Below are 26,298 nucleotides of genomic sequence, written 5' to 3'. Positions count from 1 at the left end.
GCGGCACATCCAACATGGATGTCGACTGACACTACGCCTTCGCGAGCAAGCCCGCTCCCACAAGGGGCCTGCGTTATTTCCAGATAAGGAGCCTTCATGCGAATCGGACTAGTCGGCTATGGCAAGGGTGGGCGGTTCTTTCATGCGCCACTCATCAGCAGTCTGCCCGGCGCTACGTTCGTCGGCGTGGTGACCCGCTCCGCCGAGCGGCGCCAGCAATTGGCAACCGACCACCCCGGCGTCCAGGCCTTCGACAGCCTGGCGCAACTGGTGGCGGCCGGCGTCGATGCGGTGGTGGTGTCAACGCCGCTGGAGGCCCGTCCGGCCGTGGTGATGGAAGCCATCGAGCACGGCGTGGCGGTGGTCAGCGACAAGCCTTTTGCCCTTGACTCCGCCCAGGCCGAAGCGATGGTGCTGGCCGCCGAACGCCGCAACGTGCCGTTGAGCGTGTACCAGAACCGTCGCTGGGATTCGGATTTCCTGACCGTGCGCAAATTGCTCGCGTCCGGCGCCCTGGGTCAGGTCATTCGCTTTGAGTCCAGCGTAGAGCGTTACTCGCCGACCTCGGTGGGCAAAGGCAGCGGCGGGGGATTCCTGCGTGACCTGGGCAGCCATCTGGTGGACCAGGCGCTGCAGTTGTTCGGGCCGGTGATACGGGTTTATGCCGAGCTGGATTATCGACAGCCGGGCCAGGCGTTCGATAACGGTTTCTTCCTTTCACTGACCCATGCCGGTGGCGTCATTTCCCACTTGAGCGGTAATTGCGTGCAAAACGCTCCACGCCCACGTTTCCGGGTCAGCGGCAGCGAAGGCTGCTATACCGTCGAAGGCCTCGACGGGCAGGAAGCCTTGGCATTGGCGGGGCGGAGCCCAGCCACCGAAGGCGAACGCTGGGGCGCCGAGGAGCACCGGCGCTGGGGTTGGTTCGAGCACGGTGCCGAGCGCGAACGTGTGGCCTCGGAGCGCGGTTGCTGGCTGGAGTTCTATCAGCGCCTCCAGGCCGCGTTGCAGGGCGACGGCCCTCTGCCGGTGGCGGCCCGCGATGCCTTGGCCACGACGCGTATCCTGGACGCTGCCAGGCAAAGTGCGGAGCAAGGCGAGGTGGTGTGTTTATCAGCGCCTGTAGGACATGGAACAAAAAACGAATAAAATTCTAAAATGAGTTGATATGGAAAATATTTTCCAATAAAGTCGATTCCAGGTTACCGACAACTCTGTCCGCGTTTATCCAGGCCTGCCCTGGATGGACGAAGGACGAAACAAAAACAAGAAACACAGCCAGGTACCGTCGATGAAAACCTTCAACCGCTCTGCGTTTCACTTGCCACCGTCCTTGCGCCTGTCCGCAATTCTTCCCTTGTTTGAATCCCTGTGCATCCAGCGCAAGGGCGCCGTGGTGTGCTGCATGCCCGGCGCCCCGATCGTGCGTTTGCCGCGTTCCTGAAGTCCGTCACGCCTTATCCATAAAACAAACAAAAAAGTGGAGAAAGAACGTTCATGAACACCAAGACTCGCATTGCCTCGCTGGCCCTGTCATTGATGTTCGCCAGCGGCGCTGCCCTGGCGGACCTGAAGATCGGCGTCAGCATGTCTCAGTTCGATGACACCTGGTTGACCTACCTGCGCGAATCCATGGACAAGAAGGCCAAGTCCCTGCCGGACGGCGTCACGCTGCAGTTCGAAGACGCGCGCAGCGACGTGGTCAAGCAACTGAGCCAGGTGGAAAGCTTCATCAGCCAGAAGGTCGACGCGCTCATCGTCAACCCGGTGGACACCGCCGCGACCCAGCGCATCACCAAGGCCGCCGTGGCCGCCGGTATCCCGCTGGTGTACGTCAACCGCCGTCCGGACGATCCGAAGCTGCCGCAAGGCGTGGTCACCGTGGCCTCGGATGACCTGGAGGCCGGGCGCATGCAGATGCAATACCTGGCCGACAAGATGGGCGGCAAGGGCGACATCGTGATCCTGCTGGGCGATTTGGCGAACAACTCCACCACCAACCGCACCAAGGGCGTCAAGGAAATCCTCGCCAAATACCCGGGCATCAAGATCGAACAGGAACAGACCGGCACCTGGTCCCGGGACAAGGGCATGACCCTGGTCAACGACTGGCTGACCCAAGGCCGTGAATTCAACGCGGTGGTGTCCAACAACGACGAGATGGCCATCGGCGCCGCCATGGCCCTCAAGCAAGCGGGCACCAAGAAGGGCAGCGTGTTGATTGCCGGGGTCGACGGCACGCCGGACGGCTTGAACGCCATCAAGAAAGGCGACATGGCGGTCTCGGTGTTCCAGGACGCCAAGGGCCAGGCCGATGGCTCCATCGACACGGCGGTCAAAATGGCCAAGGGCGAGAAAATGGAATCCGTCGTGGTGCCGTATCGCCTGATCACGCCGGAGAACGTCGACCAGTTCAAGTGACGCTGCGCCTGGCCCACCACAACAATAAGCAGGCAAGGTCGCCGCGCCGATCTTGCCGAGGGAGTACCTGACCATGTTCGCATCTGCGACTGCTTCGAGCGCCCCGGCGGCAACGTTCCGGCCGGACGTATTACCCGACGAACCGTACCTGTTGGAGGTCGTCAACGTCAGCAAGGGCTTTCCCGGCGTGGTGGCGTTGTCCGACGTGCAATTGCGGGTGCGTCCCGGCTCGGTGCTGGCCCTGATGGGCGAAAACGGCGCAGGCAAATCCACCTTGATGAAGATCATCGCCGGCATCTACCAGCCCGACGCCGGCGAGCTGCGCCTGCGCGGCAAGCCTGTCACCTTCGATACGCCCCTGGCGGCGTTGCAGGCCGGGATTGCGATGATCCACCAGGAACTGAACCTGATGCCGCACATGAGCATCGCCGAGAACATCTGGATCGGCCGTGAACAGCTCAACGGCCTGCACATGGTCGACCACGGTGAAATGCATCGCTGCACCGCCCGGTTGCTGGAGCGCTTGCGCATCAAGCTCGACCCGGAGGAGCAGGTGGGCAACCTGAGCATCGCCGAGCGGCAGATGGTGGAGATCGCCAAGGCGGTCTCGTACGACTCCGACATCCTGATCATGGACGAGCCGACCTCGGCCATCACCGAGACCGAAGTCGCCCACCTGTTCTCGATCATCGCCGACCTCAAGGCCCAGGGTAAGGGCATCATCTACATCACCCACAAAATGAACGAGGTGTTCGCTATCGCCGATGAAGTGGCGGTGTTTCGCGACGGCGCCTACATCGGCCTGCAACGGGCCGACAGCATGGACGGCGACAGTCTGATTTCGATGATGGTCGGACGCGAACTGAGCCAGTTGTTCCCGGTGCGGGACAAGCCCATCGGTGACTTGGTCCTGTCGGTGCGTGACCTGAGCCTGGACGGCATTTTCAAAGACGTGTCGTTCGACCTGCATGCCGGGGAAATCCTTGGCATCGCCGGGCTGATGGGCTCGGGGCGGACCAATGTCGCCGAAGCGATCTTTGGCGTGACCCCGAGTACCGGTGGCGAGATCCTGCTGGACGGCCAGTCGGTGCGCATCACCGACCCGCACATGGCGATCGAGAAGGGCTTCGCGCTGTTGACCGAGGACCGCAAGCTCAGTGGCCTGTTCCCGTGCCTGTCGGTGCTGGAGAACATGGAAATGGCCGTGCTGCCCCATTACGTCGGCAACGGCTTCATCCAGCAGAAAGCCCTGCGGGCGCTGTGCGAAGACATGTGCAAGAAGCTGCGGGTCAAGACGCCTTCCCTGGAGCAGTGCATCGACACCTTGTCCGGCGGCAACCAGCAGAAGGCCTTGCTGGCGCGCTGGTTGATGACCAACCCGCGCATCCTGATCCTCGACGAGCCGACCCGCGGCATCGACGTCGGCGCCAAGGCCGAGATCTACCGGCTCATTGCCTACCTCGCCAGTGAAGGCATGGCGGTGATCATGATTTCTTCGGAGTTGCCGGAAGTGCTGGGTATGAGCGACCGCGTCATGGTCATGCACGAAGGCGACCTGATGGGCACCCTCGACCGCAGCGAAGCCACCCAGGAACGCGTCATGCAACTGGCGTCGGGCCTGTCCTGATGGCCGTCAGTCCAGATAAAAAAGGTAAATGGCTATGAACGCAATATTGGAAAACAAACCCGCGGCCGCACCGGCCAGGACGCGTCGGCGGTTGCCGACGGAACTGAGCATCTTCCTGGTGCTGATTGGCATCGGCCTGGTGTTCGAGCTGTTCGGCTGGATCATGCGCGACCAGAGCTTCCTGATGAACTCCCAGCGCCTGGTGCTGATGATCCTGCAGGTGTCGATCATCGGCTTGCTGGCCATTGGCGTGACCCAGGTGATCATTACCACCGGCATCGACCTGTCATCGGGCTCGGTGCTGGCCCTGTCGGCGATGATCGCCGCCAGCCTGGCCCAGACCTCCGATTTCGCCCGGGCGGTGTTCCCCTCCCTGACTGACCTGCCCGTGTGGATCCCGGTGGTGGCGGGGCTCGGCGTAGGGCTGCTGGCGGGGGCGATCAACGGCAGTATCATTGCCGTGACCGGCATCCCGCCGTTCATTGCCACCCTCGGCATGATGGTCTCGGCTCGTGGCCTGGCGCGCTACTACACCGAAGGCCAGCCGGTGAGCATGTTGTCCGATTCGTACACGGCCATCGGCCATGGCGCGATGCCGGTGATCATCTTCCTGGTGGTGGCGGTGATCTTCCACATTGCCCTGCGCTACACCAAGTACGGCAAGTACACCTATGCCATTGGCGGTAACATGCAGGCGGCGCGAACGTCGGGCATCAACGTCAAGCGTCACCTGGTGATTGTCTACAGCATCGCCGGGCTGCTGGCGGGGCTGGCCGGTGTGGTGGCATCAGCGCGGGCGGCGACCGGGCAGGCGGGCATGGGCATGTCGTATGAGCTGGACGCGATTGCCGCGGCGGTGATCGGCGGCACCAGCCTCGCCGGTGGGGTGGGGCGCATCACCGGGACGGTGATTGGCGCGTTGATCCTCGGGGTCATGGCCAGCGGCTTCACCTTCGTCGGTGTCGATGCGTACATCCAAGACATCATCAAAGGCTTGATTATCGTGGTCGCGGTGGTGATCGATCAGTACCGTAACAAGCGCAAGCTAAAACGTTAACGCCCGCTTGATGCGACAAAGCGCCACGCCTGACCCGCGTGGCGCTGCCATTTGTCTTCTTAGTACAGCCATTGCAGCGAATTTCTTGTTATAAACGCACTTCGACGGCTGGCAGAGGCCCGTTAAACGGCATTTGAAGCACTTGTCGGACATTTTCCCCATGTTTTCGGTTGCTGACGCCCCAACTCGGCCTTAGACTGCCGCCCCTCGTAAATTGAGTGCCGGGTGGCGCTTGGAATAGACGGCGCCTTTCCGATGAGCGTGGCCGCTTGATGCGGGACGCTCCATAATTCGCCTTAATGCACGTTTTTTTATAGAGAAATCAATGACAAAGGAAAAGTTGCTGGCCATGCCGACGGATGACTACATGAATGCCGAGCAACTGGCTTACTTCACCAAGCTGTTGCAGAACATGAAAGTCGAAACCCACGAGCGCATCGAACAGAACCGAATCGCCATTGAAAGCCTGGACAGCCCGGCCGACCCGGCGGACGCTGCTTCCGTAGAAGAAGAGCGAACCTGGCTGGTCAACGCCATCGATCGCGACCAACGCATGCTGCCGCAACTGGAGCAGGCCCTGGACCGCATCAACGATGAAAGCTTCGGCTGGTGCGATGACAGCGGCGAGCCTATCGGCCTCAAGCGCCTGCTGATCAGCCCGACCACCAAATATTGCATCGAAGCTCAAGAACGCCACGAGCAGATCGACAAGCACCAACGTCAGGCCTGATCCCCGTTTCTGGAAAAGATCGCAGCCCTTCATCCGAAGCTGCGATCTTTTTGCTTTCTGATCTTCACGCTTCTTGATCTGTAGCCGAAAACACGACTAATGGACCATGGATAATGGCTCGGTAGTGGCGTTTAATGCTGGCATAACAACGAGAAATGTGGGTGACGAAAAATGGCGACAGACGGATCTCTGGCGGCGACAGCGTCGGCCTCGGTGCCTGTGGCGCGCGGTACGGCGCGCTGGCTGGCGCCGACGTTGCAAAGCCTGGCGCTGGTTGTGTTGCTGTGCGGCGTGACGTTGGGCGGGTGGCCGTTGTACCTGGGCCTGCCCCTGGCAATGCTCATTGTCTGGTTGCCACGCCTGCGCTCGCGCCTGGCCAATGTGCTCGGCACAAGCGGCAAACGACAGCCTGGCCGAGCTGACCCGCGACCTCTCCTATACCACCAGCCATAACGCGCTGTCCGCAGCTGGCGTGGCCTATTCCGTCAAGCAGTTGGCCGGCAAGGTCCAGTCGCAACTGGGTGCCGCCGCGCAGATCGTCAGCAATGCCGAATCGATGATCGCCACCGAACAGGCCACCTCGCAGCTCAGCCAACAGGCCTTGGGGGCGGCCAGCGAGGCTCATCGCAGCAGCGTGGCCGGGCGCAGCGAACTGGTGGAATCCATCAGTCGCATGCATCAGCTCAGCCAGCGCGCCAATGAAAGTCGTGAACTGATCGAAGCGCTGAGCGTGCGCAGCGATGAAATCCAGCGCGTGAGCCTGGTCATCCAGTCGATTGCCAGCCAGACCAATCTGCTGGCCCTCAACGCCGCCATCGAGGCAGCGCGGGCCGGTGAACATGGTCGTGGCTTCGCGGTGGTGGCCGATGAGGTGCGCGGCCTGGCCGGGCGCACCGCCGCGGCGACCGGCGAGGTCGGCGTGATGGTGGCGGACATCCAGCAGCGCACCGCGCAAGTCGTCGAGCAGATCCGTCAGTTGGCCGGCGACCTGGACAGCGGCGTGCAGCAAGTCGAGCACACGGGCCAGCACCTGGAGAATATCGCTCGCTTGGCGGCTGGCGTCGAAACCCAGGTCAGCGCCATCGCCCAAGGTACCGACACCAATCGCGAGCAACTGGACAGCCTGTTCCATGCCATCGAGCAGATGCGGGGTGACCTGGCCATCAGCGACCAGCAGACCCAGCGCCTGGCCGAAGCGGCCGTGCAGATGGAGGGCCAGGCCGAAACCATCAGCGAGCGCCTGGCCGAGGTGGGCCTGGACGATTATCACCAACGGGTTTATGACTTGGCCCGGGAAGGGGCTAGCCGGATTGCCGCGCAATTCGAGGCGGACATCGACCAGGGCCGCATCAGCCTGGACGATCTGTTCGACCGAAACTACCAACCCATCCCCAATACCCATCCAGCCAAGTTCCAGACGCGTTTCGACCGCTACACCGACCAGGTGCTGCCGGCGATCCAGGAACCGTTGCTGGCACGACATGAAGGATTGGTGTTTGCGATTGCCTGCACCCAGCAAGGCTACGTGCCGACCCACAACAACGCGTTCTGCCAGCCGCTGACGGGCGATCCCCAGGTGGACACGCTGAGCAACCGCACCAAACGCAAGTTCTCCGACCGCACGGGGATTCGCTGTGGCAGTCACCAGCAGCCAGTGCTGCTGCAAACCTACACCCGGGACACCGGTGAGTTGATGCATGACCTGTCGGTGCCGATCATGCTCAAGGGGCGTCATTGGGGTGGGTTGCGGTTGGGCTACAAGCCCGAGAAGCCGCGCTGAGCCTGATCACCGGCAATATGATTAACCTGTGGCGAGGGGATTTATCCCCGCTGGGGTGCGCAGCGCCCCTCATAGCTATCGCTGCGCTACGTCAGGGGGCTGCATACCGGTTTTTCGAGGGGTTGCTCTGCAGCCCAGCGGGGATAAATCCCCTCGCCACAAAAACTTAACTGTCGTTGGCTCATGTAGGGGTTATTTCCCGTCGTGCAGACGCACGTTCAACTGATCCACCAATACCGCCTCTTCGCCGTCAGCAAGCAGCCACTCCCGAAGCAGGTCTTGTTGCTGATCTGACCAGAAGGGCGCATCGACCAGCTTGGTATTCGGGTCCAGCGGGTGCGCCATGATGAAATCGTCGATGGCTGTGCCGTCCGAGGGCAGGCCGAGTTGGTCAAACAGGGTTTTGAGCTCGTGGGATGGTTGTTCCATTTTGTAGGACTCCTCTGGACTGCCGCCGTCATGGCGCCTCGGTTGCTTCCTTCTATCTGAGGCAAGCAGTCGTCAGGAGTTCGATCGGTTTCAAGCTTTCAGCGCACCTTCGTCGATGGCGCGCTTGAGGGCCTTCGCCGCTTCCCTGGCTGCCTGGGCGGCAACTTCAGGAGTCTTGAACCAGCGATCCTTTTCCACCTGGTGACAGGTGATGGCGGTCAACGGTGGTTTGGCGCGCATGACAATCACCGCCTGGAATTCGCCTTCGACCTCTCTGGCCTCGCCTCGAATAAAAAAATCACCGATATCAAGTTCCGTCACGTCGCGCTTCCCTTCTTCTTCTGCGAAGACCGCCAATGAGCGGCGGTCTTTTTTGGGCAGCCAGTATGGCAGCACTTGTCGTGGCACGGCTGAGTTAAGTCATGGACGGCTGATAAATGAGCTCAAGCGCGCTGTTCGAGGCTTCTGGCCAGATGGCAGGCTTCGTTGTGATCGGCGCGGAAACCTCTTACACGTCCAGTCGATGTTTCTTCGATGTGAAAAAAACACCTGCCGGCAAGGACAACCCTGTAACGCGGCTGGACCAACGCAATGGGCAGATAATCGCCATCGTCAGCAGCCCCACGGGCTTGGGCAATACTGGGGGTAACAGGGCGGATCAGGGTAGTGGAAGTTGCCATGCGAATTCCTTTTCTATGGTTTACCGACGAATTGCCGGTTATTTCGAGTAGTCTGCGCGCCATCGGCTGCTCTAGAATCGACTACACCGTGGGGGCGGCTGTGCTATCTAAAGCAATTTTTTTTGGCCTCGATGTCAGAAAAAAGCTTTTTTAAGTGAGAAATTTCCCTAAAGTTAGTAGTCCCACCTTTTCCGATGGTCACAGTGGCGTTTTCCTTCAGCCTCTGGTGACCGCCGGGAAAGACAGCGAGAGCGACAATCCTTTAGTCTTTTCTCGCCCCGGGCCTGGGCGCGCCGTTCACTTCGAATTCAACTACCGGTCATTGCGACCGTGCGGGTTCTCGTGGTCCATCCTCCAAGGGTGGCCGTATAAAGATGGGGATGTTTCCTTGGCAGTAAGTAATCTCGACATGCATGCGTTATTTGTACTGGGTGATCTGCGGGCAAAGCTGGTTAAGCTATTCCAGTCACGTTTTGTCTACATCACCGAGCAGACCGCCGAAGGCATCTATGTTGCCGAAATCGATACTGAGTCGGCATTGGTGGTTGATGACAAGCCGCGGCTCGAACTCAAGGTTGGTGATCATTTCCGCGCGGCAGTGTTGCCAAGTCGCGAGGGCGGCAAGTTTGAAATCAGGTTTCGTGAAATCAAATTGACTGTTTATGGCCTTGGCGATTATGCCTTCGTCACGACGGCCGACGGCCACGCCATCCTCTTCAAGGAAGGCCACAGCGTGGTCACCGTATTTGCCGCCAATGAACAATTGCAGGAAGGCTTGACCAAGACCCTGAAAGCGGTCACCGCCAAGGCTGCCAAATGGCGCAAAGGTGAACTTGTGACATTCAAGGCCAGTGAGTAACAAGTGACCGTTGGTATAAGAAATGATGAATCGGGTTGATTGGCCTTCGCCCTTTCCCTGTTCGTGACAGTTTTAAAGGCTCTTGCCGGAACCTTGGCTACAGTCAATTGACTGAACTATTCAGAGGCTTGCGTCTGGTTCGCCAGTCCGTTCGGTTTATTGCTGTGTTCGGCATGAGGTATCAAGCATGAAGCGAGTTCGACAGTGGTTGGCTGCCTGGGCCACCCTCGGTGTGTTGGTTTCACCCCTTCCGACGTCTGCTGCATCGGCGCCGATCCATTTCGCCGACCTGAACTGGGAAAGCGGCAGCCTGATCACCGATATGCTGCGAATCATTGTTGAAAAAGGCTACGGTCTATCGACCGACACGCTGCCGGGGACGACCATCACTCTGGAAACCGCCCTGGCCAACAACGACATCCAAGTGATCGGTGAAGAATGGGCCGGTCGCAGTCCGGTGTGGGTCAAGGCCGAGGCCGAGGGCAAAGTGGTTGCCCTGGGCGATACCGTCAAAGGCGCGACCGAAGGCTGGTGGGTGCCGGAATACGTCATCAAGGGCGATCCGGCCAAGGGCATCAAGCCCCTGGCGCCGGACTTGCGCAGCGTCGAGGACCTGGCGCGCTACAAGCACGTATTCAAGGACCCGGAAAGTCCCGACAAGGGCCGCTTTCTCAACAGCCCCATCGGCTGGACGTCCGAGGTGGTCAATAAACAGAAGCTCAAGGCCTACGGCCTTTCCGACAGCTACGTGAATTTCCGCAGCGGTTCCGGCGCCGCGCTCGACGCGGAAATCACCTCTTCGATCCGCCGTGGCAAGCCCATCCTGTTTTACTACTGGTCCCCCACGCCGTTGCTCGGGCGATTCAAGCTGGTGCAACTGCAAGAACCGCCGTTCGATGCCGAGGCCTGGAAAACCCTGACCGATGCCGATAACCCCAATCCGAAACCGACCCGGTCCCTGGCGTCGAAGCTGTCGATTGGTGTGTCCGCGCCGTTCCAGCAGCAACACCCGGACATCGCCGAGTTTTTCAGCAAGGTCGACCTGCCCATCGAGCCGCTGAACAAGGCCCTGGCCGACATGAGCGAGAACCGCACGCCGTCTCGCGAGGCCGCCGAGGCATTCCTCAAGGCCCATCCTCAGGTCTGGCAGGCCTGGGTCCCCAAGGAAGTCGCCGACAAGGTTTCCGCCGGGCTGTAGCGAGCTCCTGCGCCAGTCCGTTGAACAGTTGATCCTGGGCAAGTCGTTATTCGCTGGAAACTGGCAATCTTTGCCGGTCCAGCGAAATGCCAAATTCGAGCTAGGATGAATGTTCAACCTTTTTCAGGAGGCTGGCGAATGACGCTTTTATTGGCTCGGTCGCTGGTCGCAGTCTTTGCGACCATCAGCTTGATTCATTTGTATTGGGCGCTGGGGGGCCGCTGGGCTGCTTCAGCGGTCGTGCCGCAGGTTGCGGTGAAGCAGGGCGGTACGCTGCAACCGGCTTTCAACCCATCGGGTTGGCTGACGCTGTTGGTGGCCCTCGCGCTGTTGATGATCGCGGTGCTGGTGTGCCTGCGGGTCGGGCTGATCGCACCGCCCGTGACCCACCGCGCCTTGCAATGGCTGATCAGCGCAATTGCCTTGCTGATGTTCGCCCGCGCCATCGGCGAGTCGAACCTGGTGGGCTTCTTCAAGGAGGTCAAGGATTCGACGTTTGCCCGGCTCGATACTTGGGTGTACTCGCCGTTATGCGTCGTGTTGGGGGCAGGGTTGCTGGCGGTGGCGTGGGCTTGAGCGCGTGCAGATAATCGCAAGTCCCGTGGCGAGGGAGCAAGCTCCCTCGCCACAAATGCTGTACTGGCTCGAGATGTTTGTCAGTCGGTACGGCGGCTGCTCACCTCCGCCGGCACATCATCTCCCGCCATGCGCTTGCGAAACAACGCCGCCCGGGCCAGCAGCAGGGTGGTCACCGGTACGGTGATGGACAGCAGGATCGGTATCAGCCAGGCATGCAGCACCGGCCCGGACTTGAGCGCCGAAAAGTAGATGATCGAGGCTAGCGCCACGCACCAGGTGCCCAGTGTCGAAGCCAGGGCGGGCGGGTGCATGCGCTGGAAGTAGTCCTTCAAGCGCACCAGTCCGATGGCGCCGACCAGGGCGAGCAGGCTGCCGGACACCAGCAGGATCGCCACCGGGATTTGCACCCACATCGACAATTCCCCGTTCATTCGATCACCTCGCCACGCAACAGGAACTTGGCCAGCGCGAACGAGCCGACGAAGCCGAACAGGGCGATCAACAACGCCGCCTCGAAATAGGTATCGCTGGCATAACGAATCCCCAGCACCAGCATCATCAGCATGGCGATGATGTACAGATAGTCCAGGGCCAGGACCCGATCCTGTGCCGAAGGGCCCTTGAACAGGCGCACCAGGGTCAGGACCATGGTCAGCGAGAACAGGAACAGGCTCAGCAGGATCGCGTTGGACAGCAGCGGGCTCATTCGAAAATCTCCATCAACGGGCGCTCATAGGTGGCCTTGAAGTGCGCGATGAACGCCGCCTCGTCCTCCAGATCGAACACATGCATCAGCAAGAGGCTGCGATCGAGCGCCAACTCCGACCAGACCGTCCCGGGAATCACCGTGGCGATCATCGCGAGCGCCGCCAGGCCGTTGGCATCGTGCAGGTCCAGCGGCACTTTGATGAACCGTGAGCGAGGCGGGCGGCGTCCTGCGTTGATTACGCCCCAGGCAACCGCCAGGTTGGAAGCCAGTACGTCGCGGCCCACCAGCAGGAACAGCCGCAGCATGACCCACGGTCGACGGATACGGATGGGGCGCGGTCGCAGCGGTCGCATCATCAATGGTGCGAGGAAACCCAGCGCCGCGCCCAGCAACAGATGGCCGGCGCTGAGGGACAGGTTCAACAACAGCCAGAGCAACCACAACGCCAGGGACAGCCAGGGTGCGGGAAACAGGCGCTTCATGGCTGCACCGCCTGCAATGGCGCGCTGGCTGGCGGGTTGGGGACGGCGCGGGTAGCCAGCACCGCCATCACATAGTGTTCAGGCGCGTTCAACGCATCGGCGGCGGATTGGGTGTAGCGCAGCAACGGCTCGGCCTTGAAACTCAACACGATGCCCAGGCCCAGCAGCGCGATGATCGGCACGCATTCGAAAGGTCGCAGCAGTGGCGAAGGCCGCTCTTGCGGCGTCCAGAAGCGCTGGATGCCCAAGCGCGAGAAAGCGATCAGCGAAGCAAATCCGGAAAGAATCAGCAATGCCAGCAGGCCCCACGCCTGATTGGACACCGGCACATCACCGCTCGCCCCAAGCCCTCCGGGATTGAGCAGCGCGCTGAGCAGGCTCAGTTTGCCGATGAAACCCGACAGCGGCGGCATGCCGATAATCAGCAGCGCACAAGCGATGAAGCTCAGGCCCAAGAACGCCATGGTCCAGGGAATCACCTGGCCGACCACGGCTTTCTGCTCGTCATCGAGGTTGCTGCCCTTGGGTGGCTGCAGCGACTCAAGCGGTCGCGGCAGGCTATCGAGGTCATCTTCAAGCGCCAAGTCATTGGCCGAGCGCGATCGCTCGATCAACTCGGCCAGCAGGAACAGTGCGCACAGCGCCAGGGTCGAGCTCACCAGATAGAACAGCGCCGCGCCCACCAGGTTGGGTTGGGCGAAGCCGATGGCCGACAAGAGGATGCCGGCCGAGACCAGGATGCTCAGGCTGGCCATGCGCTCCAGGCGCTGGGCCGCGAGAATCGCAATCGCCGCGCAGGTGATCGTCGCGATGCCGCCGTAGACCAGCCAATCGGCACCAAAATACGCCGAGGCGCCGGCCTGCCCGGAGAACAGCAAGGTCCACAGACGCAGGATCGTGTAGACACCGACCTTGGTCATGATCGCAAACAACGCCGCCACCGGTGCACTGGCCGCGCTGTAGGCCGGCACCAGCCAGAAATTCAGCGGCCACATGCCGGCCTTGGCCAGGAACGCCACGGCCAGGATCGCCGCCCCGGCGTGCAGCAGGCCCCGGTCGGCTTCCGGCACCAGCGGGATTTTCAGCGCCAGGTCCGCCATGTTCAGCGTGCCGGTGACGCCGTAGATCAGGGCCGCGCCAATCAGGAACAGCGACGAAGCCAGCAAATTGATCGAGATGTAATGCAGCCCCGACGAGACCCGTGCCCGGCCCGAGCCGTGCAGCATCAGGCCATAGGACGCCGCCAGCAGCACCTCGAAGAACACGAACAGGTTGAACAGGTCCGCCGTCAGGAACGCCCCGTACAGGCCCATCAATTGAATCTGGAACAGCGCGTGAAAACTCGCCCCGGCCCGGTCCCAGCGGGCCATGGCGAACAGCAGGGCGCAGGCGCCGATGATGCCGGTCAGCACCAGCATCAGGGCTGAGAGACGATCGACCACCAGCACGATGCCGAACGGCGCCTGCCAGTTACCCGGCAAGTAGACGCCGATGGAGGCGGGCAAGGGCTGGTCCTGGGTCCAGGCCAGCAACAGCACGGCGATGCCCAGGCCCAACAGCGTGGAAAACAGATTGATCCGCGCCTTGAGCGGTCGATGTTTCTCGCCGAGCATCAGCATCAACGCGGCGGTCAGCAACGGAAGCAGGATGGGCGCGGCGATCAAGTGAGGTGTCAACATCATTCCCTGGGCTCCCGGCCGTCCACGTGGTCGGTGCCGGTCAGTCCCCGGGACGCGAGCAATACGACGAGGAACAGCGCGGTCATGGCGAAGCTGATCACGATGGCGGTCAGCACCAGCGCTTGGGGCAGCGGATCGGTGTAGTGCAGCAGGTTCTGCGGTACGCCGTCCTTGATGATCGGCTCCTTGCCGATGAACAGGCTGCCCATGCTGAAAATGAACAGGTTGACGCCGTAGGACAACAGGCACAGGCCCATCACCACCTGGAACGTCCGTGGGCGCAGCACCAGCCAGACACCGGAGGCGGCCAGCACGCCAATTGCAATCGCGATGACTTCTTCCATCAGGCGTTGGCTCCTTTGAGCGGGGCTACGGGCCTGGCGTGCAGGCCCGGTTTATGGGCTCGCACCGATTGGTGGGCCAGGGCGGTGAGAATCAACAGTGTGGAACCGACCACCACGGCGTAGACGCCAATGTCGAAGAACAGCGCGCTCGCCAAGTGAATATCACCCAGCAACGGCAGTTCGAAATGCCAGGTGTGCGTGGTCAGGAACGGATAACCCACCGCCATCGCCCCCAGGCCCGTGGCAGTGGCGAAAAACAGCCCGGTGCCCATCCAGCGCAGTGGTCGCAGGCTCATCTGGGCCTCGACCCATTGGGTGCCGGCGACCATGTATTGCAGGATGAACGCCACCGACATCACCAGGCCGGCGACGAAGCCACCGCCGGGTTGGTTGTGGCCGCGCATGAACAGGTAGAACGACACCACCAGGGCGATCGGCAGCAGCAGGCGCACCAGCACCGACGGCACCATCATGAAGCCCAGCGCGGTGTCGCTGGCGTGGCGCGGGTTGACCAGGTCGGTGACCACGTCCGGCGCCAGCAGGCGCTGTTGCGCCGGGAGTTGCATGCTTTCCTTGGGCGGTCGAAAACGCCGCAGCAGGGCGAACACCGCCAGGGCCACCGCCACCAGCACGGTGATTTCCCCGAGCGTGTCGAAGCCACGGAAGTCCACCAGCATGACATTCACCACGTTGCTGCCGCCGCCTTCGGGCAGGGCCCGGCTCAGGTAGAACGATGAAATGTCGTTGGGCGTCTGGCGCGTCAGCATCGCATAGGACAACAGCGCCATGCCGCCACCCACCGCGACGGACAGCAACAAGTCCCGCAGGCGCCGGACCCGCGCCCGGCGTTCGCTGTTGGGCAGGGGAGACACGTCCTCGATTCGCCGTGGCAGCCAGCGCAGGCCCAAGAGGATCAGTACCGTGGTGACCACTTCCACCACCAATTGAGTCAAGGCCAGGTCCGGAGCCGAGAACCAGACGAAGGTCACGCACGTCATCAAGCCGCAGACACTGACCATCGTCAGCGCCGCGAGACGGTGATACTTGGCCTGCCAAGCGGCACCCAGGGCGCAGCCAATCGCCAGCACCCACAGGACGACGAACACCACGGAACCGGGGATTTTCGGCCGATCGCCCCAGACCAGCGTGCTGTTCATCATCGGAATCAGCCCGGCCAATACCGCCGCCAATACCAGCCAGAACAACTGGGCTTGCAGGCGCCGCGTGCTGATCTTGCGTTCCAGGCGCCGACCCTGGCGCATCATCAACACCAGGCAGCGCTCGAACAAGCGCTTGCCGCTGAGGCGACCGATCAACGGCGGATGCTTGATGCGGCCTTGCTTGAATTGTTTGCGCAGCAACAGGTACAGGACGATGCCGCCGGACATTGCCACCAGGCTCATGATCATCGGCGCGTTCAGGCCATGCCAGATTGCGAGGCTGTACTCGGGCAGCGGGCCGCCCACCACCGGCAGTGCGGCGGCGGCCAGCAACGAGCCCACCACCTGGGCAGGAAAGATGCCCACCAGCAGGCACGTGAACACCAGCAGTTCCACTGGCGCGCGCATCCAGCGTGGCGGTTCGTGGGGTGTCAGGGGCAGGTCGGTGGCGGTCGGACCGAAGAACACATCCACGGTGAAGCGCAGGGAGTAGGCGACGCTGAAGGTCCCGGCGATGGTGGCGATGATCGGCAGCGCCAGCTCGACCCAGGCCGTGGCGGAAATGAACACGGTCTCGGCGAAGAACATTTCCTTGGAAAGGAAGCCATTGAGCAGCGGCACCCCGGCCATCGCCGCGCTGGCAACCATCGCCAGGGTGGCGGTGAACGGGATCAGCCGCACCAGGCCGCTGAGCTTGCGGATGTCCCGGGTGCCACTCTCATGGTCGATGATGCCGGCGGCCATGAACAGCGAAGCCTTGAAGGTGGCGTGATTGAGGATATGAAACACCGCCGCCACCGCCGCCAGTGGACTGTTCAGACCGAGCAGCAAGGTGATCAACCCGAGGTGGCTGATGGTCGAATAGGCGAGGAGGCCCTTGAGGTCGTTCTGGAACATCGCGCAATAAGCGCCCAGCACCAGGGTGCACGCGCTTGGCGCCGCCGACGACGTAGAACCATTCTTCACTGCCCGACAGAGACGGCCACAACCGCGCAAGCAGGAAGACTCCGGCCTTGACCATGGTCGCCGAGTGCAGGTATGCCGACACGGGCGTGGGTGCGGCCATGGCGTGGGGCAGCCAGAAATGAAAAGGGAACTGGGCGCTTTTGCTCAGCGCACCGATCAGGATCAGCGGCAGCAGGATGGGGTAGAGGGCGTGGTCACGGATCAGGTTGCCGGCGGCCAGGACCTTGTCCAGGTCATAGCTGCCCACCACATGGCCGAGCAGCATCACCCCGGCCAACAGGCACAGCCCGCCGGCGCCGGTCACCATCAAGGCCATATAGGCACCGCGTCGAGCGTCAGCGCGGTGATGCCAATAGCCGATCAGCAAGAATGAAAACAGGCTGGTCAGCTCCCAGAAAAACACTATCTGGATCAGGTTGCCGGAAATCACCAGGCCGAGCATGGCGCCCATGAACGCCAGGAAAAACGCGAAGAAACGCGGCACCGGATCGTCCGGCGACATGTAGTAGCGAGCGTACAACGACACCAGCGTGCCGATGCCCAGCACCAACAGCGAAAACAGCCAGGCGAAGCCGTCCAGGCGCAGCACGAAATCCAGGCCCAGGCTCGGCAGCCAGTCATAGTGCTCGCGAATCACGCCGCCGTCGGCGATCTGCGGGTACCACAAGGCCACCTGTATCGTGCCGAACAGGGCCACGAGGCCGGCCAGCAGGGATTCGGCGTTACGGGCGTTATGCGGCAACAGCGCCGCGACACAGCTGCCGATGAAGGGCAAAAGCAATAGAACTATCAGTGACATAGGTTTCTATTCGGCAAAGGTTGTCCGGGATCATACGTGGCGTATTCCCGATCACCAACCGCGAGGGTGTCGCAGAATCCTACAAGTTAGATGGATTTTTCCTGTTTAGGGTTGTTTCGGTCAGTGGCGGGCTGTGGGGATTGGTCGCGGATATCGAAGCGCTCTTAGCCCAAAAACGGAATCCGGGTGCGGTACCTATGTACCGCACCCGGGCATCGCTCCATCGCCATGCTGCGCCATACAGAAAAGGAGAACTGTATGGCAAAGGAAACATCAGGAGATGGATCGGACGGCTCTGTCGTCATCCGGCCGGGACGTCCTTCATCGGGCGGCGGTTCCGGGGGCGGCTATGGCGGCGGCTTCGGGGGAAACCGCGTCGGCGCGACAGGCGGCCCAAGGCGTTCAGCCAAGGGGATGGCAAAGAGGCGGCAAGCGACGCTCAAACGCCAGGCCGAAGCAGCGAAAGCCGCTGCGAAAGCCAAGGCCGACGCTGCAAACGCCAAGGCCGCTGCGGCCGCGAAGGCTAAAGAGCAGGCGCGTCAACAGGCGTTGGCAACCATGGTGCAGCGCCACACCACCACCCGGGCCGAGGTGGATCGAAACTTCGCGAGCAAACGGTCACAACTCGACGCCGCGCTGCAAAAGGAAATCTCAGCCGCAAAACGACCGCCCGCCTCGAACTCAACCGAGCGCTGGCTGCTTTACACCATTACCAAGGAAAAAAATGAGATTGACGGGCTGATCGCCCGCAAGTCCCAAGAATTCAACGCGAAGAATCTCGCCGCCCGTGTCTTTGACGGACAGGATCCGCTGTCCCGTTCGGTCGATGACTACCGCGCGCGACTGGATCAATTCGGTGCCGCGCTGGATGACGGTCACCGACTCTGGGAACAGGCTTACGTCGCAGGCCAAGAAGCTCGGTTGCTTTCCGAGCAAATCAAGGCCTTGAGCGAAAAATCCAACGCCCTGGCCAGGCACCATGCCGAGCAAACTGTCGTTTGGCGTGAACGGGACGCGGTCAGTGAACGCCAGCGGCAATACGCTGAGCAACGGGCGGAGCGCATCCGCTTCAAGCAGCAAGTTGACGAAAGCACTCGATACCAGCGTTTCAAGCAAGCGCATACCCTGAGCGTGCCCACCTCAGCCCTGGCCGCAGGTGGGATGGTCCTGACTCGCGAGACGGTTTTCGTTGCCCAGCAAGCCGCAGCGATACTGGAGAAATCCATCGAGGCCGGCGTCGCGGAACTCATGGCCTATGGACGGATCCTGGCCCGCACGGGACCGGTCTTCATCACGGCCATGGTTTATTCGCCGGTGCTGGGCGACGCTGAACTGACACCGGAACAGCGCAGGCGCCTCTTTCAAGGAGTTGGGATACCCGCGCAGGCCTTGGGCCTTGCAGACGACCAGGCGTTGCAGCGCGCGGCCGATGCCGGTGGCTCGGTTGAAGTGGCCTACAGGCTCAAGCCTGAAACCACGGCGCAAGGTACCGCTATCCATGCCGCCAGCGTTGGCGAGGGCATTGGCGCGCGGGTGCCGGTCATCAACGCCGTGCTCGACCCGTTGACCGGTCTGTACAACGCTGAAGTGCCCGGCTTCCCGACACGCCACTTGCAATTCACTGCCGACACGGTTGCGCAGGTTGCCCCCGCGAGCCCGCCTGGGGTGACTTTGCCGGCGCCCCAGGTACAAACCCTGCCCGTGGGCGTGGACCTGCGCATCCAGGACTGCATCGTCTGCGTGCCTGGCATGCCGCCGACCTACTTCTCTTTCGCTGCGCCACCGTTGGGCTCGGGGATCGTCACCGGCACTGGCAAACCGGCAGCGAACGATTGGTGGAACGGTGCTAGCCAGGCACAAGGCGCGGCCATCCCCGAGCCCATCGGCCACTCGATGCGGGCGCAGGAGATCAAGTCGTTCAGCGCCTTCGACCAGGCGTTATGGCGCACGCTCGCCGAGCATCCGACGCGGTGGGCAAACACAGACGAGATCAACCAGAAACGCATCGAACGCGGCTTTGCGCCCTATGCGCCGAAAAGCACATGGGTGGGTGAGCGTCGCGAATTCGAACTGCGTTACCAGGAGCGGGCGGAGCTGGGCGAAAACCCATTCAACCTCGACCGCATCAGCGTTACCACGCCCAACAGCCTGCATGGCAGGCCGGGCATCGTCCCGGCGGTCATCCCCTGGCCGGCGCCTCCCATCGGCCACGGTACCCGAACGCCTTTGGTTCCGCCGGGCATCGAACAGCTTGGCCCGACCACTCTGCCGGTCACGCCACCGCTTCCGCAGGAATATCCCGGCAAACCCGTAGTCCCCGTCCTACCGGAAAACGAGACGTTTCCGGCTGTTGATCCGGTGCAGGCCGGTGCGAGTATTCCGGGGTACCCGGGGGATATGGAGTTGCCCTCGCCGGATGCGCTGTTTTATGACCGGCGGGATGACCCCGGGATGGCCCTCGGTTTTGGGCAGCCAGTTTCAGGCATTTGGTTGGGGGAGGCGGCGAGAACGACTGGGGCGGCGATTCCTGATCGGATTGCGGATCAGTTGAGGGGGAGGGCGTTTGCGAATTTCCATCGGTTCAGGGAGGCGTTTTGGAGGGCGGTGGCAGTGGATGTTGAGCTGGGTGAGCAATTTACCGGCATCAATTTGGATAGGATGCGAAATGGCCAGTCACCATACGCTATAAAAAAGGAACAAGTAGGAGGGCGAAAGGTATTTGAGCTCCATCATGAGATTGAAATTTCAAAAGGTGGGGATGTATATAATGTGGACAACATCCGTGTACTTACGCCCAGGCGCCACATCCAGCACCATAGGGAGGGTTAAGAGTAATGATCTTTAAAAAAGCGCTGGAAGATTATACCGAGAGGGAATTTTTATCCTTCCTCGGAGAGCTGTTTCATCATACGAGTGGTCTTAAAGGGGAGGAGCTGGGGAGATATCTGGACAAGCTAGTTGATCATTTCGAACTTATTACGGAACACCCCGACGGCTCAGATGTTCTCTTCTACCCAAAGGAAGGCCAGGAAGACAGCCCTGCCGGCATCTTGAAAGAAGTCAAGGAATGGCGAGCCCGCAATAACAAACCTGGTTTCAAACCAGAGTAAGTCAGCCGTGGAACGCACCTGCTCAATCCCCCCGCGAGTAGGTGCGTCATCAAGGGCGCATGCTTAAAAAAGGAAAAACCAAAGATGGAACTTAAACCCAAACTCCAGGATTACTCCGAGTCCGAGTTTCAAACGTTTGTCGAAAAAATATGGAACGCCGACATGCGCAAGGAAACGCACGATCAACTAATCAATCATTTTGACCGTATCGTAGGTCATCCCAAGGGCGCGGATCTGCTTTTTTATCCGCAGGACACGACGAACCGCAACTCCCCGGCAGGCGTTGTCCATGAGGTTAAACACTGGCACCACGAGAAAAACATCATTGCGTTCAAGGGCGGAGCGCTTCCCGCGCCGGTCAAGCCTGCGCCCACGTTGAGCCATGTTGGACGCGCCACGGCGAGAGCCACGCAAGAACTTGCCAAGGCGCGGCGGATAGCTGGGGAAATTGCCGCTGCGGAGCAGAAGATAGAATCGGCCTTCACGCTGCTTGGGAGCGCCATCCGGTCGCTGGCGGAGCAGAGTCCGAACGCGACGCTGGGCCCTATGGAGAAAGACATTCGTCATATCGAGCACGCTCAACATGAGCTGCTCATGGCCGTACGTACATTTGAGCGCGATAAGATGACCGTTGAATTCGCCAAGAATTGGGCCCAGCAGAATCTCGCCCACAACCAGGCGGATAAGACCATCTGGCAAGCCAATTTGCAGCAGGCCATCGCCAACCACAGTCATTATGTCGCACGTTTGGCGCTTATCTCCCAGCGTCATGCTGAACTACATCTCAAGGCCGAAACCGCGCTGGATAACGCTTGGGAGCACTTGGTGCGTTCGCGGGCAGCGGATCTTGGCGCCGTTTTATTTCGTGTGCCCGCAGCCGACAATCTGGAATGCCCGAAACTATTGGTCAGTAACGCGCAGCCTTTGGTCCCCCTCCAGCGAACGGCCCTGCAAAAGGCGCTCCGTTCCGCAGTCGCCGAGTTCAATTGGTCGTTGAGTGACGGAGCGCCGGAACATTCAGGGCAATACGCCGGCGTGCTGAGCTTCAGGTTCGCCAGCCGAGCGAAGGCCGTGCGTTTTGGCTTCTGCGTTGCGTTGACCGAACTTGCTCTGATCGATCCCGATTGGCAGGTACTTGCCGCCCAGCATGGCAACGTGGAGTTACCGCTGCGGATGAGTACCACGACGGCTGCCGTGAAACATGGCAGCCTGTCGTATGGGCTAAAAGAGATACGCGAGCTTTTTGAGGTCTATATCACGCCCAGTGCCGGAGGGGTGCCTGCGAAGGTTCGTGTCAGGCCCGCAGTTTGGCAAGAAGGCGAGAGGGCCTATCGATTCACGAGCGATGGCCCGCAGCCTTCCGTTATTGAGTGGACAGAACTACATGATGGCCTGGAAGCGTCGGTGGCGCCAAAGCCGGATAGGCTCGATTCCACTGGTTTTGCCCGCTCGTCACCGGTGCCGGAATTGGCCTTGTTCGACTCCGCCGAGGAGGTGCGATTCGATGACTATGTCGTGGTGTTCCCGCCGGATTCCGGCCTGGAGCCGGTCTATGTGCTGTTCAATGACCATCGGGATGGTCCGGGTGTCGTGAGCGGAGAAGGGCACGCGGAGGCTGACGACTGGCAAACGCAGGCCTTGAGCAGCCAGGGCGCTTCGGTCCCTGCATCGGTCGCCGACCTGTTGCGCGGGCAAGTCTTCGAGCGTTTCGATCTGTTCAAGCGTGCATTCTGGAAGGCCGTTGCGGCCGTGCCGGCGTTGAACGCCCAATTCAATATCGACAACAGGGCGTTGCTCCTCAGCGGTTTGGCGCCCCGCAGTGAGTTGCCTGAAGACAACCGTGCGCTGCGCATTCTGCACCGCGTCGACGTCACACAGGGCGGTGGCGTCTACGATCTCGATAACCTGATTATTCGATATTGAAACCCGGTGGCTTGGGCATGAGCGGCTCAGCCCTCGCGCTCAAGCCCCTCATCCGTCTCGACAACACCTTTGTTCCGAGTCTTCAACTCGCTGACAATCACCGCCGCCACAATCAAGCCTGCCCCGAGCAACGCAATCGCCGGCAACCGCTCGCCCGCCAGCCGCCCCGCGATACCGGCCCACACCGGTTCGCCGGCATAGATCAGCGTGGCGCGGGTCGGCGAGACGCTTTTCTGTGCCCAGTTCATCGCCACCTGGATCGCTGCGCTGGCGGCGCCCAGGCCTACAGCGCTGACCAGCAGCAGCCAGGAGAAGCTCGGGATCACTTCCTGGGTCGGCACCACCATCAGGAAGGCCAGCACCGCTGTGCTTGCCAGTTGCACCACCGTCACCCGGCGTACGTCGACCTGGCCGGCGTAGGTACTGATCAGAATGATTTCGGCGGCGATTGCGATGGCGCTGATCAGCGTGGCGATTTCACCGGAACTGAAATTCAGGGATGCACCGGCAGGGCCCGACAACAACATGAGCCCCGTGAACGCCAGCATGATGCCGATGCTTGGCATCAACCCTGGCCGCCGGCCCAGCACCAGCCATTGCAGCAACGGCACGAACGGCACGTAAAGCGCGGTGATGAACGCCGATTGGCTGCTGGGGATGGTTTGCAGGCCAACCGTCTGCAGGCCGTAGCCGAGCATGATCGCGACGCCAATGAAACATCCAGCCTTGAGTTCGAACAGCGTCAGCGCGCGAAGATGCCGCCAGGAGAACAACGCGACAAACGCGGCCGCCGCGGCAAAGCGCAGGCCGACGAAAAACATCGGCCCGCTGACCGTCATGGCGTGCTGCACCAACAGGAAAGTCCCGCCCCAGATCATGGTAATCAGCACCAGCACGCATTCGGCCTTGCTGAACCTTGGGAGACGGGAGGATGCTTGCGGGGAGTTCAACGATGCCATGACCTTGCGCGCTACTTGAGGCGGACGCACAATGCGCCCGAAGTTGGGCAGTATAATGCGCAACCCAGCCATGTGAGCAATATAGTGCACAAAGAATCCGGCCAACGGGCCTCCGTCCTGCAACATGTCAGCCAAAACGTCCGTCGTCTGCGGCATGCGGCCGAACTCAGCCAGACGGCGCTGGCCGAACTGTCGGGAGTCAGCCGACGGATGCTGGTGGCCATCGAGGCCGGCGAAAAGAACGTCAGCTTGACGACGCTGGACCGGGTTGCCGAAGCCTTGGATGTGGCTTTCAGCGATTTGATCCAGGCCCCCGAAGCCCGCGATCCGAGCCGAATCAACGAACTGGTCTGGGCCGGTGTGATCCCGGGCAGCAAAGCTGTGTTGCTCGCCAAGGCCACCGCCAGCCGTGAGGTAGAACTCTGGGAATGGCGGCTGGAGCCGGGCGAGCATTACCATTCCGAGTGCGACGCAGATGGATGGAGCGAACAGCTTTATGTATTCGAAGGCTGCCTGACGTTGCTGCTGGGCAGCGAGGAGCGCCGCATAGGCGTCGGTGAGTTCTTCATGTTTGCCAGCAACCAGCCCCATGCCTATCGCAACGATGGTCCGGTGGCGGCGCGGTTTGTGCGCAATGTGGTGATCTAAGTTCCCATTGCATGTACCTGTCAGATCTGACAGTAGCTGCTTGTGGACAGGTTTTTTATTATCAAAAGCCGATCAATACACCGAAATTCTTACGATGGAAACCAAAGACGGGGTGGCGTTTGCGCAGGTAGATCCAATGTTTCTACCGCCTCGAATAAAGCGAGCCTTGAACGGATGCGTGCCTTGCGATCTTCTCGACGACTGCAAGGTTATCGCACCCATTCCAGGGACCGCCGAGCCGGGGGATAGAATCAACTTTCATCTCTATACACCCTTGGGCGAGTTCTTCAGCTCGCCAATGGTCATCACTCAGGACTTGCTGGAGGAGAGGGAGGTGTGTTGGCACATGCTTTGTTGGGACTACTCCTTGGCGCCAGGAAGTTGGGTACGGTTGAAGTACGTGGTTCAGATCCAAAACAATGATCTGTACGACTCTCCGTTGCGGGAATATGCCGTTGTGACTTGAAAGTCCAACGCGCAGGTTATCCCTCCGTCATCGGCTGCTGGCCGAGTTATAAACAGCTGTCACTCGTTTGCTACCAAAGAACGCTTCCGGAGCATCAGGCGATGGCAGTAAGGTAGCGTCTCGTCGTTTCGTTGCTTGGCGCCCCTGGTCCCATGAGACGCGAACGATAACCGACCTGGGTGCAGGCTGTTTTCACGGCGGAAGCGTTCGATGACTGAAGTGCCAACCTCGATTTCCCGTTCCGCCGATGTCTTGATCATCGGCGGTGGCTTGAGTGGTGCCATGCTCGCTGCGCAATTGCTGCGCTTGCCGGGCCGGCGCGAAGTGCTGATTGTCGAGCCGCGTAGCGAGTTGGGCCGGGGCGAGGCGTACAGTGCCGTGGAACTGGGCCATACCTTGAATGGAAACGCGGCCCGCATGAGTGTCGACCCGGACAACGCCGATGACTTGACCCAATGGCTCACCGCGTTCATCAAGGCCGGAGGCTGGCCCGAGTCGGATCAGCAACACGTGCCCATCAGCGAGTTGTTCCCGCCCCGTGGAATATTCGGCCTCTACGCACAACAACGGTTGGCCGAGGCTCGTGCGCTTGGCGCGCGTAATGGTTCGGTGGCGGAGCACGTGCGCGCAGAGGCCGTCGATTTGCAGGTCATCGATGATGCCGTACGAGTGACACTCGGCGATGGACAAGTCCTGCAGGGACGCTTTGCCGTGCTCGCCACCGGCATGTTTCCGGCGGCGCGAACCCCACAAACTGAATCGAGCGGCTTGAACGCGGCGGCGCTGGATCCCTGGGATGTAGCCGCCATGCGCCAGCTCGATCCGCAGTCCACGATGTTGATCATCGGCTCGGGGCTGACCATGGTCGATGCCGTGGTGTCTTTGGAACAGGCTGGGCATCGCGGGCCGATCGAAGTGTTTTCCCGCCACGGCCTGCTGCCCCATGTGCGCCGCCAACCACCGGCCTGGGTGGATTTCCTCGCCGAAGATCACACCCTGCGTTCGCCACGCCAGTTGATGCGAGCCCTGCGTGAGCAATGCCGCCAGGCCCAAGCCCAGGGCATCGATTGGCAGGCGCCGCTGGACACGGTGCGCGCCCATATCGGGCGTTTGTGGAATCAGGCCAGCGATGTACAGCGCCGGCAGTTCGTGCGGCATGTGCGGCCGTGGTGGGAGAGTCATCATCATCGCTCGCCGCCGTTGAGCGCGGAACTGGTGGCGCGTTTGCATGGGGAAGGGCGGCTGCGGATTCAGGCGGCTTCGTACAAGGGGCTTGTATCGTCTGGCGAAGGGTCGATGGCAATCAACATTCGCCGACGGGGCGAGGCTGGACTGGAAGTGGTGCAGGGCGCCGCGTTGATCAACTCCAGCGGCATTGAATATGACTGGCGTCGGGTTGCCCGGCCATTGCCGCAGCAGTTGTTGGCGCGGGGGCTGATCCGACCGGGGCCGTTGGCACTGGGTATCGCCGCGCGCGCTGATGGCGCGGTGCTGGATATCCAGGGCGAGCCGGCCGACCGCTTGTTCGCCATGGGCCCGCCATTGCGGGGGATGTGGTGGGAGAGCACGGCGGTGACTGATGTGGCGAGCCAGGCCAAGGCGTTGGCGGCACGGTTGGCTGAACTCCAAGCCCAGCGTTGAAGCAATACACATCCTGTGGCGAGGGGATTTATCCCCGCTGGGGTGCGAAGCG

The 26,298-nt window shown here is 61.3% G+C and carries 25 protein-coding genes and 1 pseudogene; 16 read left to right on the top strand and 10 right to left on the bottom strand.

From position 1 onward, the window contains the following. The first annotated feature begins 96 nt into the window (after positions 1-96). The 8 genes from AB4N42_RS20410 (at position 97) to AB4N42_RS20375 (ending at position 7,615) form a co-directional block, all read left to right on the top strand. The gene (locus tag AB4N42_RS20410; protein WP_198797449.1) at positions 97-1,149 is read left to right on the top strand and encodes a Gfo/Idh/MocA family protein; all 1,053 of its coding nucleotides are present in this window, start codon (positions 97-99) and stop codon (positions 1,147-1,149) included. Positions 1,150-1,291: 142 nt separating this feature from the next. Further along, complete coding sequence (locus AB4N42_RS20405) at positions 1,292-1,444, top strand: hypothetical protein (RefSeq protein WP_187293342.1); 153 nt, start codon at positions 1,292-1,294, stop codon at positions 1,442-1,444. Positions 1,445-1,497: 53 nt separating this feature from the next. Further along, positions 1,498-2,421 carry a sugar ABC transporter substrate-binding protein gene (locus tag AB4N42_RS20400; RefSeq protein ID WP_030141283.1) on the top strand — a complete coding sequence of 308 codons (924 nt, stop codon included), beginning with the start codon at positions 1,498-1,500 and terminating at the stop codon, positions 2,419-2,421. Positions 2,422-2,494: 73 nt separating this feature from the next. Then, entirely contained in the window at positions 2,495-4,048 is a 1,554-nt protein-coding gene (locus AB4N42_RS20395; protein WP_460115235.1) for a sugar ABC transporter ATP-binding protein, read from the top strand. A gap of 34 nt (positions 4,049-4,082) precedes the next feature. Beyond that, complete coding sequence (locus AB4N42_RS20390; RefSeq protein WP_030141285.1) at positions 4,083-5,105, top strand: ABC transporter permease; 1,023 nt, start codon at positions 4,083-4,085, stop codon at positions 5,103-5,105. A 325-nt stretch (positions 5,106-5,430) separates the two neighbouring features. Further along, positions 5,431-5,835 carry a TraR/DksA family transcriptional regulator gene (locus tag AB4N42_RS20385; RefSeq protein WP_460115234.1) on the top strand — a complete coding sequence of 135 codons (405 nt, stop codon included), beginning with the start codon at positions 5,431-5,433 and terminating at the stop codon, positions 5,833-5,835. A gap of 171 nt (positions 5,836-6,006) precedes the next feature. Further along, complete coding sequence (locus AB4N42_RS20380; RefSeq protein ID WP_460115233.1) at positions 6,007-6,288, top strand: hypothetical protein; 282 nt, start codon at positions 6,007-6,009, stop codon at positions 6,286-6,288. Next, a complete protein-coding gene (locus tag AB4N42_RS20375; protein WP_460115232.1) occupies positions 6,215-7,615 on the top strand; it encodes a methyl-accepting chemotaxis protein in 1,401 nt (466 codons plus the stop codon). The genes AB4N42_RS20380 and AB4N42_RS20375 overlap by 74 nt, the downstream gene beginning before the upstream one ends. A gap of 192 nt (positions 7,616-7,807) precedes the next feature. Here AB4N42_RS20375 and AB4N42_RS20370 read toward each other — a convergent pair whose 3' ends face one another. The 3 genes from AB4N42_RS20370 to AB4N42_RS20360 form a co-directional block, all read right to left on the bottom strand. Further along, positions 7,808-8,044 (bottom strand): DUF2789 family protein, encoded by a 237-nt coding sequence (locus AB4N42_RS20370; RefSeq protein WP_030141288.1) that lies wholly within the window; start codon positions 8,042-8,044, stop codon positions 7,808-7,810. A 90-nt stretch (positions 8,045-8,134) separates the two neighbouring features. After that, positions 8,135-8,365 carry a hypothetical protein gene (locus tag AB4N42_RS20365; RefSeq protein ID WP_181290429.1) on the bottom strand — a complete coding sequence of 77 codons (231 nt, stop codon included), beginning with the start codon at positions 8,363-8,365 and terminating at the stop codon, positions 8,135-8,137. Between the two features lie 122 nt (positions 8,366-8,487). Beyond that, positions 8,488-8,724 carry a hypothetical protein gene (locus AB4N42_RS20360; protein ID WP_148290004.1) on the bottom strand — a complete coding sequence of 79 codons (237 nt, stop codon included), beginning with the start codon at positions 8,722-8,724 and terminating at the stop codon, positions 8,488-8,490. Between the two features lie 409 nt (positions 8,725-9,133). On the opposite strand from AB4N42_RS20360, the gene AB4N42_RS20355 reads away from it, so the two are divergent. The 3 genes from AB4N42_RS20355 to AB4N42_RS20345 all read left to right on the top strand — a co-directional run bounded on the left by AB4N42_RS20355 (position 9,134) and on the right by AB4N42_RS20345 (position 11,357). Then, entirely contained in the window at positions 9,134-9,583 is a 450-nt protein-coding gene (locus AB4N42_RS20355) for a hypothetical protein (RefSeq protein ID WP_217861986.1), read from the top strand. Positions 9,584-9,770: 187 nt separating this feature from the next. Beyond that, positions 9,771-10,781 carry an ABC transporter substrate-binding protein gene (locus AB4N42_RS20350; RefSeq protein WP_030141290.1) on the top strand — a complete coding sequence of 337 codons (1,011 nt, stop codon included), beginning with the start codon at positions 9,771-9,773 and terminating at the stop codon, positions 10,779-10,781. Between the two features lie 138 nt (positions 10,782-10,919). Further along, entirely contained in the window at positions 10,920-11,357 is a 438-nt protein-coding gene (locus AB4N42_RS20345) for a DUF3995 domain-containing protein (protein WP_030141291.1), read from the top strand. Positions 11,358-11,437: 80 nt separating this feature from the next. Here AB4N42_RS20345 and AB4N42_RS20340 read toward each other — a convergent pair whose 3' ends face one another. The 6 genes and pseudogenes from AB4N42_RS20340 to AB4N42_RS20315 all read right to left on the bottom strand — a co-directional run bounded on the left by AB4N42_RS20340 (position 11,438) and on the right by AB4N42_RS20315 (position 17,499). Beyond that, positions 11,438-11,791: a Na+/H+ antiporter subunit G gene (locus AB4N42_RS20340; RefSeq protein ID WP_431145642.1), complete on the bottom strand. Its 354-nt coding sequence runs from the start codon at positions 11,789-11,791 to the stop codon at positions 11,438-11,440. Next, complete coding sequence (locus tag AB4N42_RS20335) at positions 11,788-12,066, bottom strand: K+/H+ antiporter subunit F (RefSeq protein ID WP_030141293.1); 279 nt, start codon at positions 12,064-12,066, stop codon at positions 11,788-11,790. Before AB4N42_RS20335 ends, AB4N42_RS20340 begins: the two co-directional genes overlap by 4 nt. After that, positions 12,063-12,551, bottom strand: coding sequence for a Na+/H+ antiporter subunit E (locus AB4N42_RS20330; RefSeq protein WP_030141294.1), 489 nt, complete (start codon positions 12,549-12,551; stop codon positions 12,063-12,065). The genes AB4N42_RS20335 and AB4N42_RS20330 overlap by 4 nt, the downstream gene beginning before the upstream one ends. Beyond that, a complete protein-coding gene (locus AB4N42_RS20325) occupies positions 12,548-14,233 on the bottom strand; it encodes a monovalent cation/H+ antiporter subunit D (RefSeq protein WP_258650606.1) in 1,686 nt (561 codons plus the stop codon). Before AB4N42_RS20325 ends, AB4N42_RS20330 begins: the two co-directional genes overlap by 4 nt. Next, complete coding sequence (locus AB4N42_RS20320; protein WP_030141296.1) at positions 14,230-14,574, bottom strand: Na+/H+ antiporter subunit C; 345 nt, start codon at positions 14,572-14,574, stop codon at positions 14,230-14,232. Before AB4N42_RS20320 ends, AB4N42_RS20325 begins: the two co-directional genes overlap by 4 nt. Beyond that, positions 14,574-17,499 (bottom strand): annotated as a pseudogene (locus tag AB4N42_RS20315) (monovalent cation/H+ antiporter subunit A). The gene AB4N42_RS20320 and the pseudogene AB4N42_RS20315 overlap by 1 nt, the downstream one beginning before the upstream one ends. Before the next feature lie 258 nt (positions 17,500-17,757). Between AB4N42_RS20315 and AB4N42_RS20310 the strand changes: the two are divergent. The 3 genes from AB4N42_RS20310 to AB4N42_RS20300 all read left to right on the top strand — a co-directional run bounded on the left by AB4N42_RS20310 (position 17,758) and on the right by AB4N42_RS20300 (position 22,532). Next, positions 17,758-20,328, top strand: a complete 2,571-nt coding sequence (locus tag AB4N42_RS20310; RefSeq protein ID WP_460115230.1) for an S-type pyocin domain-containing protein — start codon at positions 17,758-17,760, stop codon at positions 20,326-20,328. A 5-nt stretch (positions 20,329-20,333) separates the two neighbouring features. Beyond that, positions 20,334-20,609, top strand: coding sequence for a bacteriocin immunity protein (locus tag AB4N42_RS20305; RefSeq protein WP_258650610.1), 276 nt, complete (start codon positions 20,334-20,336; stop codon positions 20,607-20,609). Positions 20,610-20,693: 84 nt separating this feature from the next. Further along, positions 20,694-22,532, top strand: coding sequence for a bacteriocin immunity protein (locus tag AB4N42_RS20300; RefSeq protein WP_460115229.1), 1,839 nt, complete (start codon positions 20,694-20,696; stop codon positions 22,530-22,532). Between the two features lie 26 nt (positions 22,533-22,558). Here AB4N42_RS20300 and AB4N42_RS20295 read toward each other — a convergent pair whose 3' ends face one another. Continuing rightward, complete coding sequence (locus tag AB4N42_RS20295) at positions 22,559-23,563, bottom strand: DMT family transporter (protein ID WP_033864571.1); 1,005 nt, start codon at positions 23,561-23,563, stop codon at positions 22,559-22,561. Between the two features lie 12 nt (positions 23,564-23,575). Between AB4N42_RS20295 and AB4N42_RS20290 the strand changes: the two genes are divergently transcribed. Both AB4N42_RS20290 and AB4N42_RS20285 read left to right on the top strand, forming a co-directional pair. Continuing rightward, entirely contained in the window at positions 23,576-24,139 is a 564-nt protein-coding gene (locus AB4N42_RS20290; protein ID WP_018612737.1) for a helix-turn-helix domain-containing protein, read from the top strand. Positions 24,140-24,815: 676 nt separating this feature from the next. Next, the gene (locus AB4N42_RS20285) at positions 24,816-26,246 is read left to right on the top strand and encodes an FAD/NAD(P)-binding protein (RefSeq protein ID WP_460115228.1); all 1,431 of its coding nucleotides are present in this window, start codon (positions 24,816-24,818) and stop codon (positions 26,244-26,246) included. Positions 26,247-26,298 lie beyond the last annotated feature (52 nt).

The sequence above is a fragment of the Pseudomonas sp. H2_D02 genome, from assembly GCF_054677635.1.
Note: the sequence above shows the minus strand (reverse complement) of the source record. Positions and strands in the feature narration are given on the sequence as shown.

Excerpts from the sequence above, each read along its gene's own strand:
- AB4N42_RS20410 (WP_198797449.1), top strand. The coding sequence starts at position 97 with ATGCGAATCGGACTAGTCGGCTATGGCAAGGGTGGGCGGTTCTTTCAT.
- AB4N42_RS20405 (WP_187293342.1), top strand. The coding sequence starts at position 1,292 with ATGAAAACCTTCAACCGCTCTGCGTTTCACTTGCCACCGTCCTTGCGC.
- AB4N42_RS20400 (WP_030141283.1), top strand. The coding sequence starts at position 1,498 with ATGAACACCAAGACTCGCATTGCCTCGCTGGCCCTGTCATTGATGTTC.
- AB4N42_RS20395 (WP_460115235.1), top strand. The coding sequence starts at position 2,495 with ATGTTCGCATCTGCGACTGCTTCGAGCGCCCCGGCGGCAACGTTCCGG.
- AB4N42_RS20390 (WP_030141285.1), top strand. The coding sequence starts at position 4,083 with ATGAACGCAATATTGGAAAACAAACCCGCGGCCGCACCGGCCAGGACG.
- AB4N42_RS20385 (WP_460115234.1), top strand. The coding sequence starts at position 5,431 with ATGACAAAGGAAAAGTTGCTGGCCATGCCGACGGATGACTACATGAAT.
- AB4N42_RS20380 (WP_460115233.1), top strand. The coding sequence starts at position 6,007 with ATGGCGACAGACGGATCTCTGGCGGCGACAGCGTCGGCCTCGGTGCCT.
- AB4N42_RS20375 (WP_460115232.1), top strand. The coding sequence starts at position 6,215 with ATGTGCTCGGCACAAGCGGCAAACGACAGCCTGGCCGAGCTGACCCGC.
- AB4N42_RS20370 (WP_030141288.1), bottom strand. The coding sequence starts at position 8,044 with ATGGAACAACCATCCCACGAGCTCAAAACCCTGTTTGACCAACTCGGC.
- AB4N42_RS20360 (WP_148290004.1), bottom strand. The coding sequence starts at position 8,724 with ATGGCAACTTCCACTACCCTGATCCGCCCTGTTACCCCCAGTATTGCC.
- AB4N42_RS20355 (WP_217861986.1), top strand. The coding sequence starts at position 9,134 with ATGCATGCGTTATTTGTACTGGGTGATCTGCGGGCAAAGCTGGTTAAG.
- AB4N42_RS20350 (WP_030141290.1), top strand. The coding sequence starts at position 9,771 with ATGAAGCGAGTTCGACAGTGGTTGGCTGCCTGGGCCACCCTCGGTGTG.
- AB4N42_RS20345 (WP_030141291.1), top strand. The coding sequence starts at position 10,920 with ATGACGCTTTTATTGGCTCGGTCGCTGGTCGCAGTCTTTGCGACCATC.
- AB4N42_RS20340 (WP_431145642.1), bottom strand. The coding sequence starts at position 11,791 with ATGAACGGGGAATTGTCGATGTGGGTGCAAATCCCGGTGGCGATCCTG.
- AB4N42_RS20335 (WP_030141293.1), bottom strand. The coding sequence starts at position 12,066 with ATGAGCCCGCTGCTGTCCAACGCGATCCTGCTGAGCCTGTTCCTGTTC.
- AB4N42_RS20330 (WP_030141294.1), bottom strand. The coding sequence starts at position 12,551 with ATGAAGCGCCTGTTTCCCGCACCCTGGCTGTCCCTGGCGTTGTGGTTG.
- AB4N42_RS20325 (WP_258650606.1), bottom strand. The coding sequence starts at position 14,233 with ATGATGTTGACACCTCACTTGATCGCCGCGCCCATCCTGCTTCCGTTG.
- AB4N42_RS20320 (WP_030141296.1), bottom strand. The coding sequence starts at position 14,574 with ATGGAAGAAGTCATCGCGATTGCAATTGGCGTGCTGGCCGCCTCCGGT.
- AB4N42_RS20310 (WP_460115230.1), top strand. The coding sequence starts at position 17,758 with ATGGCAAAGGAAACATCAGGAGATGGATCGGACGGCTCTGTCGTCATC.
- AB4N42_RS20305 (WP_258650610.1), top strand. The coding sequence starts at position 20,334 with ATGATCTTTAAAAAAGCGCTGGAAGATTATACCGAGAGGGAATTTTTA.
- AB4N42_RS20300 (WP_460115229.1), top strand. The coding sequence starts at position 20,694 with ATGGAACTTAAACCCAAACTCCAGGATTACTCCGAGTCCGAGTTTCAA.
- AB4N42_RS20295 (WP_033864571.1), bottom strand. The coding sequence starts at position 23,563 with ATGGCTGGGTTGCGCATTATACTGCCCAACTTCGGGCGCATTGTGCGT.
- AB4N42_RS20285 (WP_460115228.1), top strand. The coding sequence starts at position 24,816 with ATGACTGAAGTGCCAACCTCGATTTCCCGTTCCGCCGATGTCTTGATC.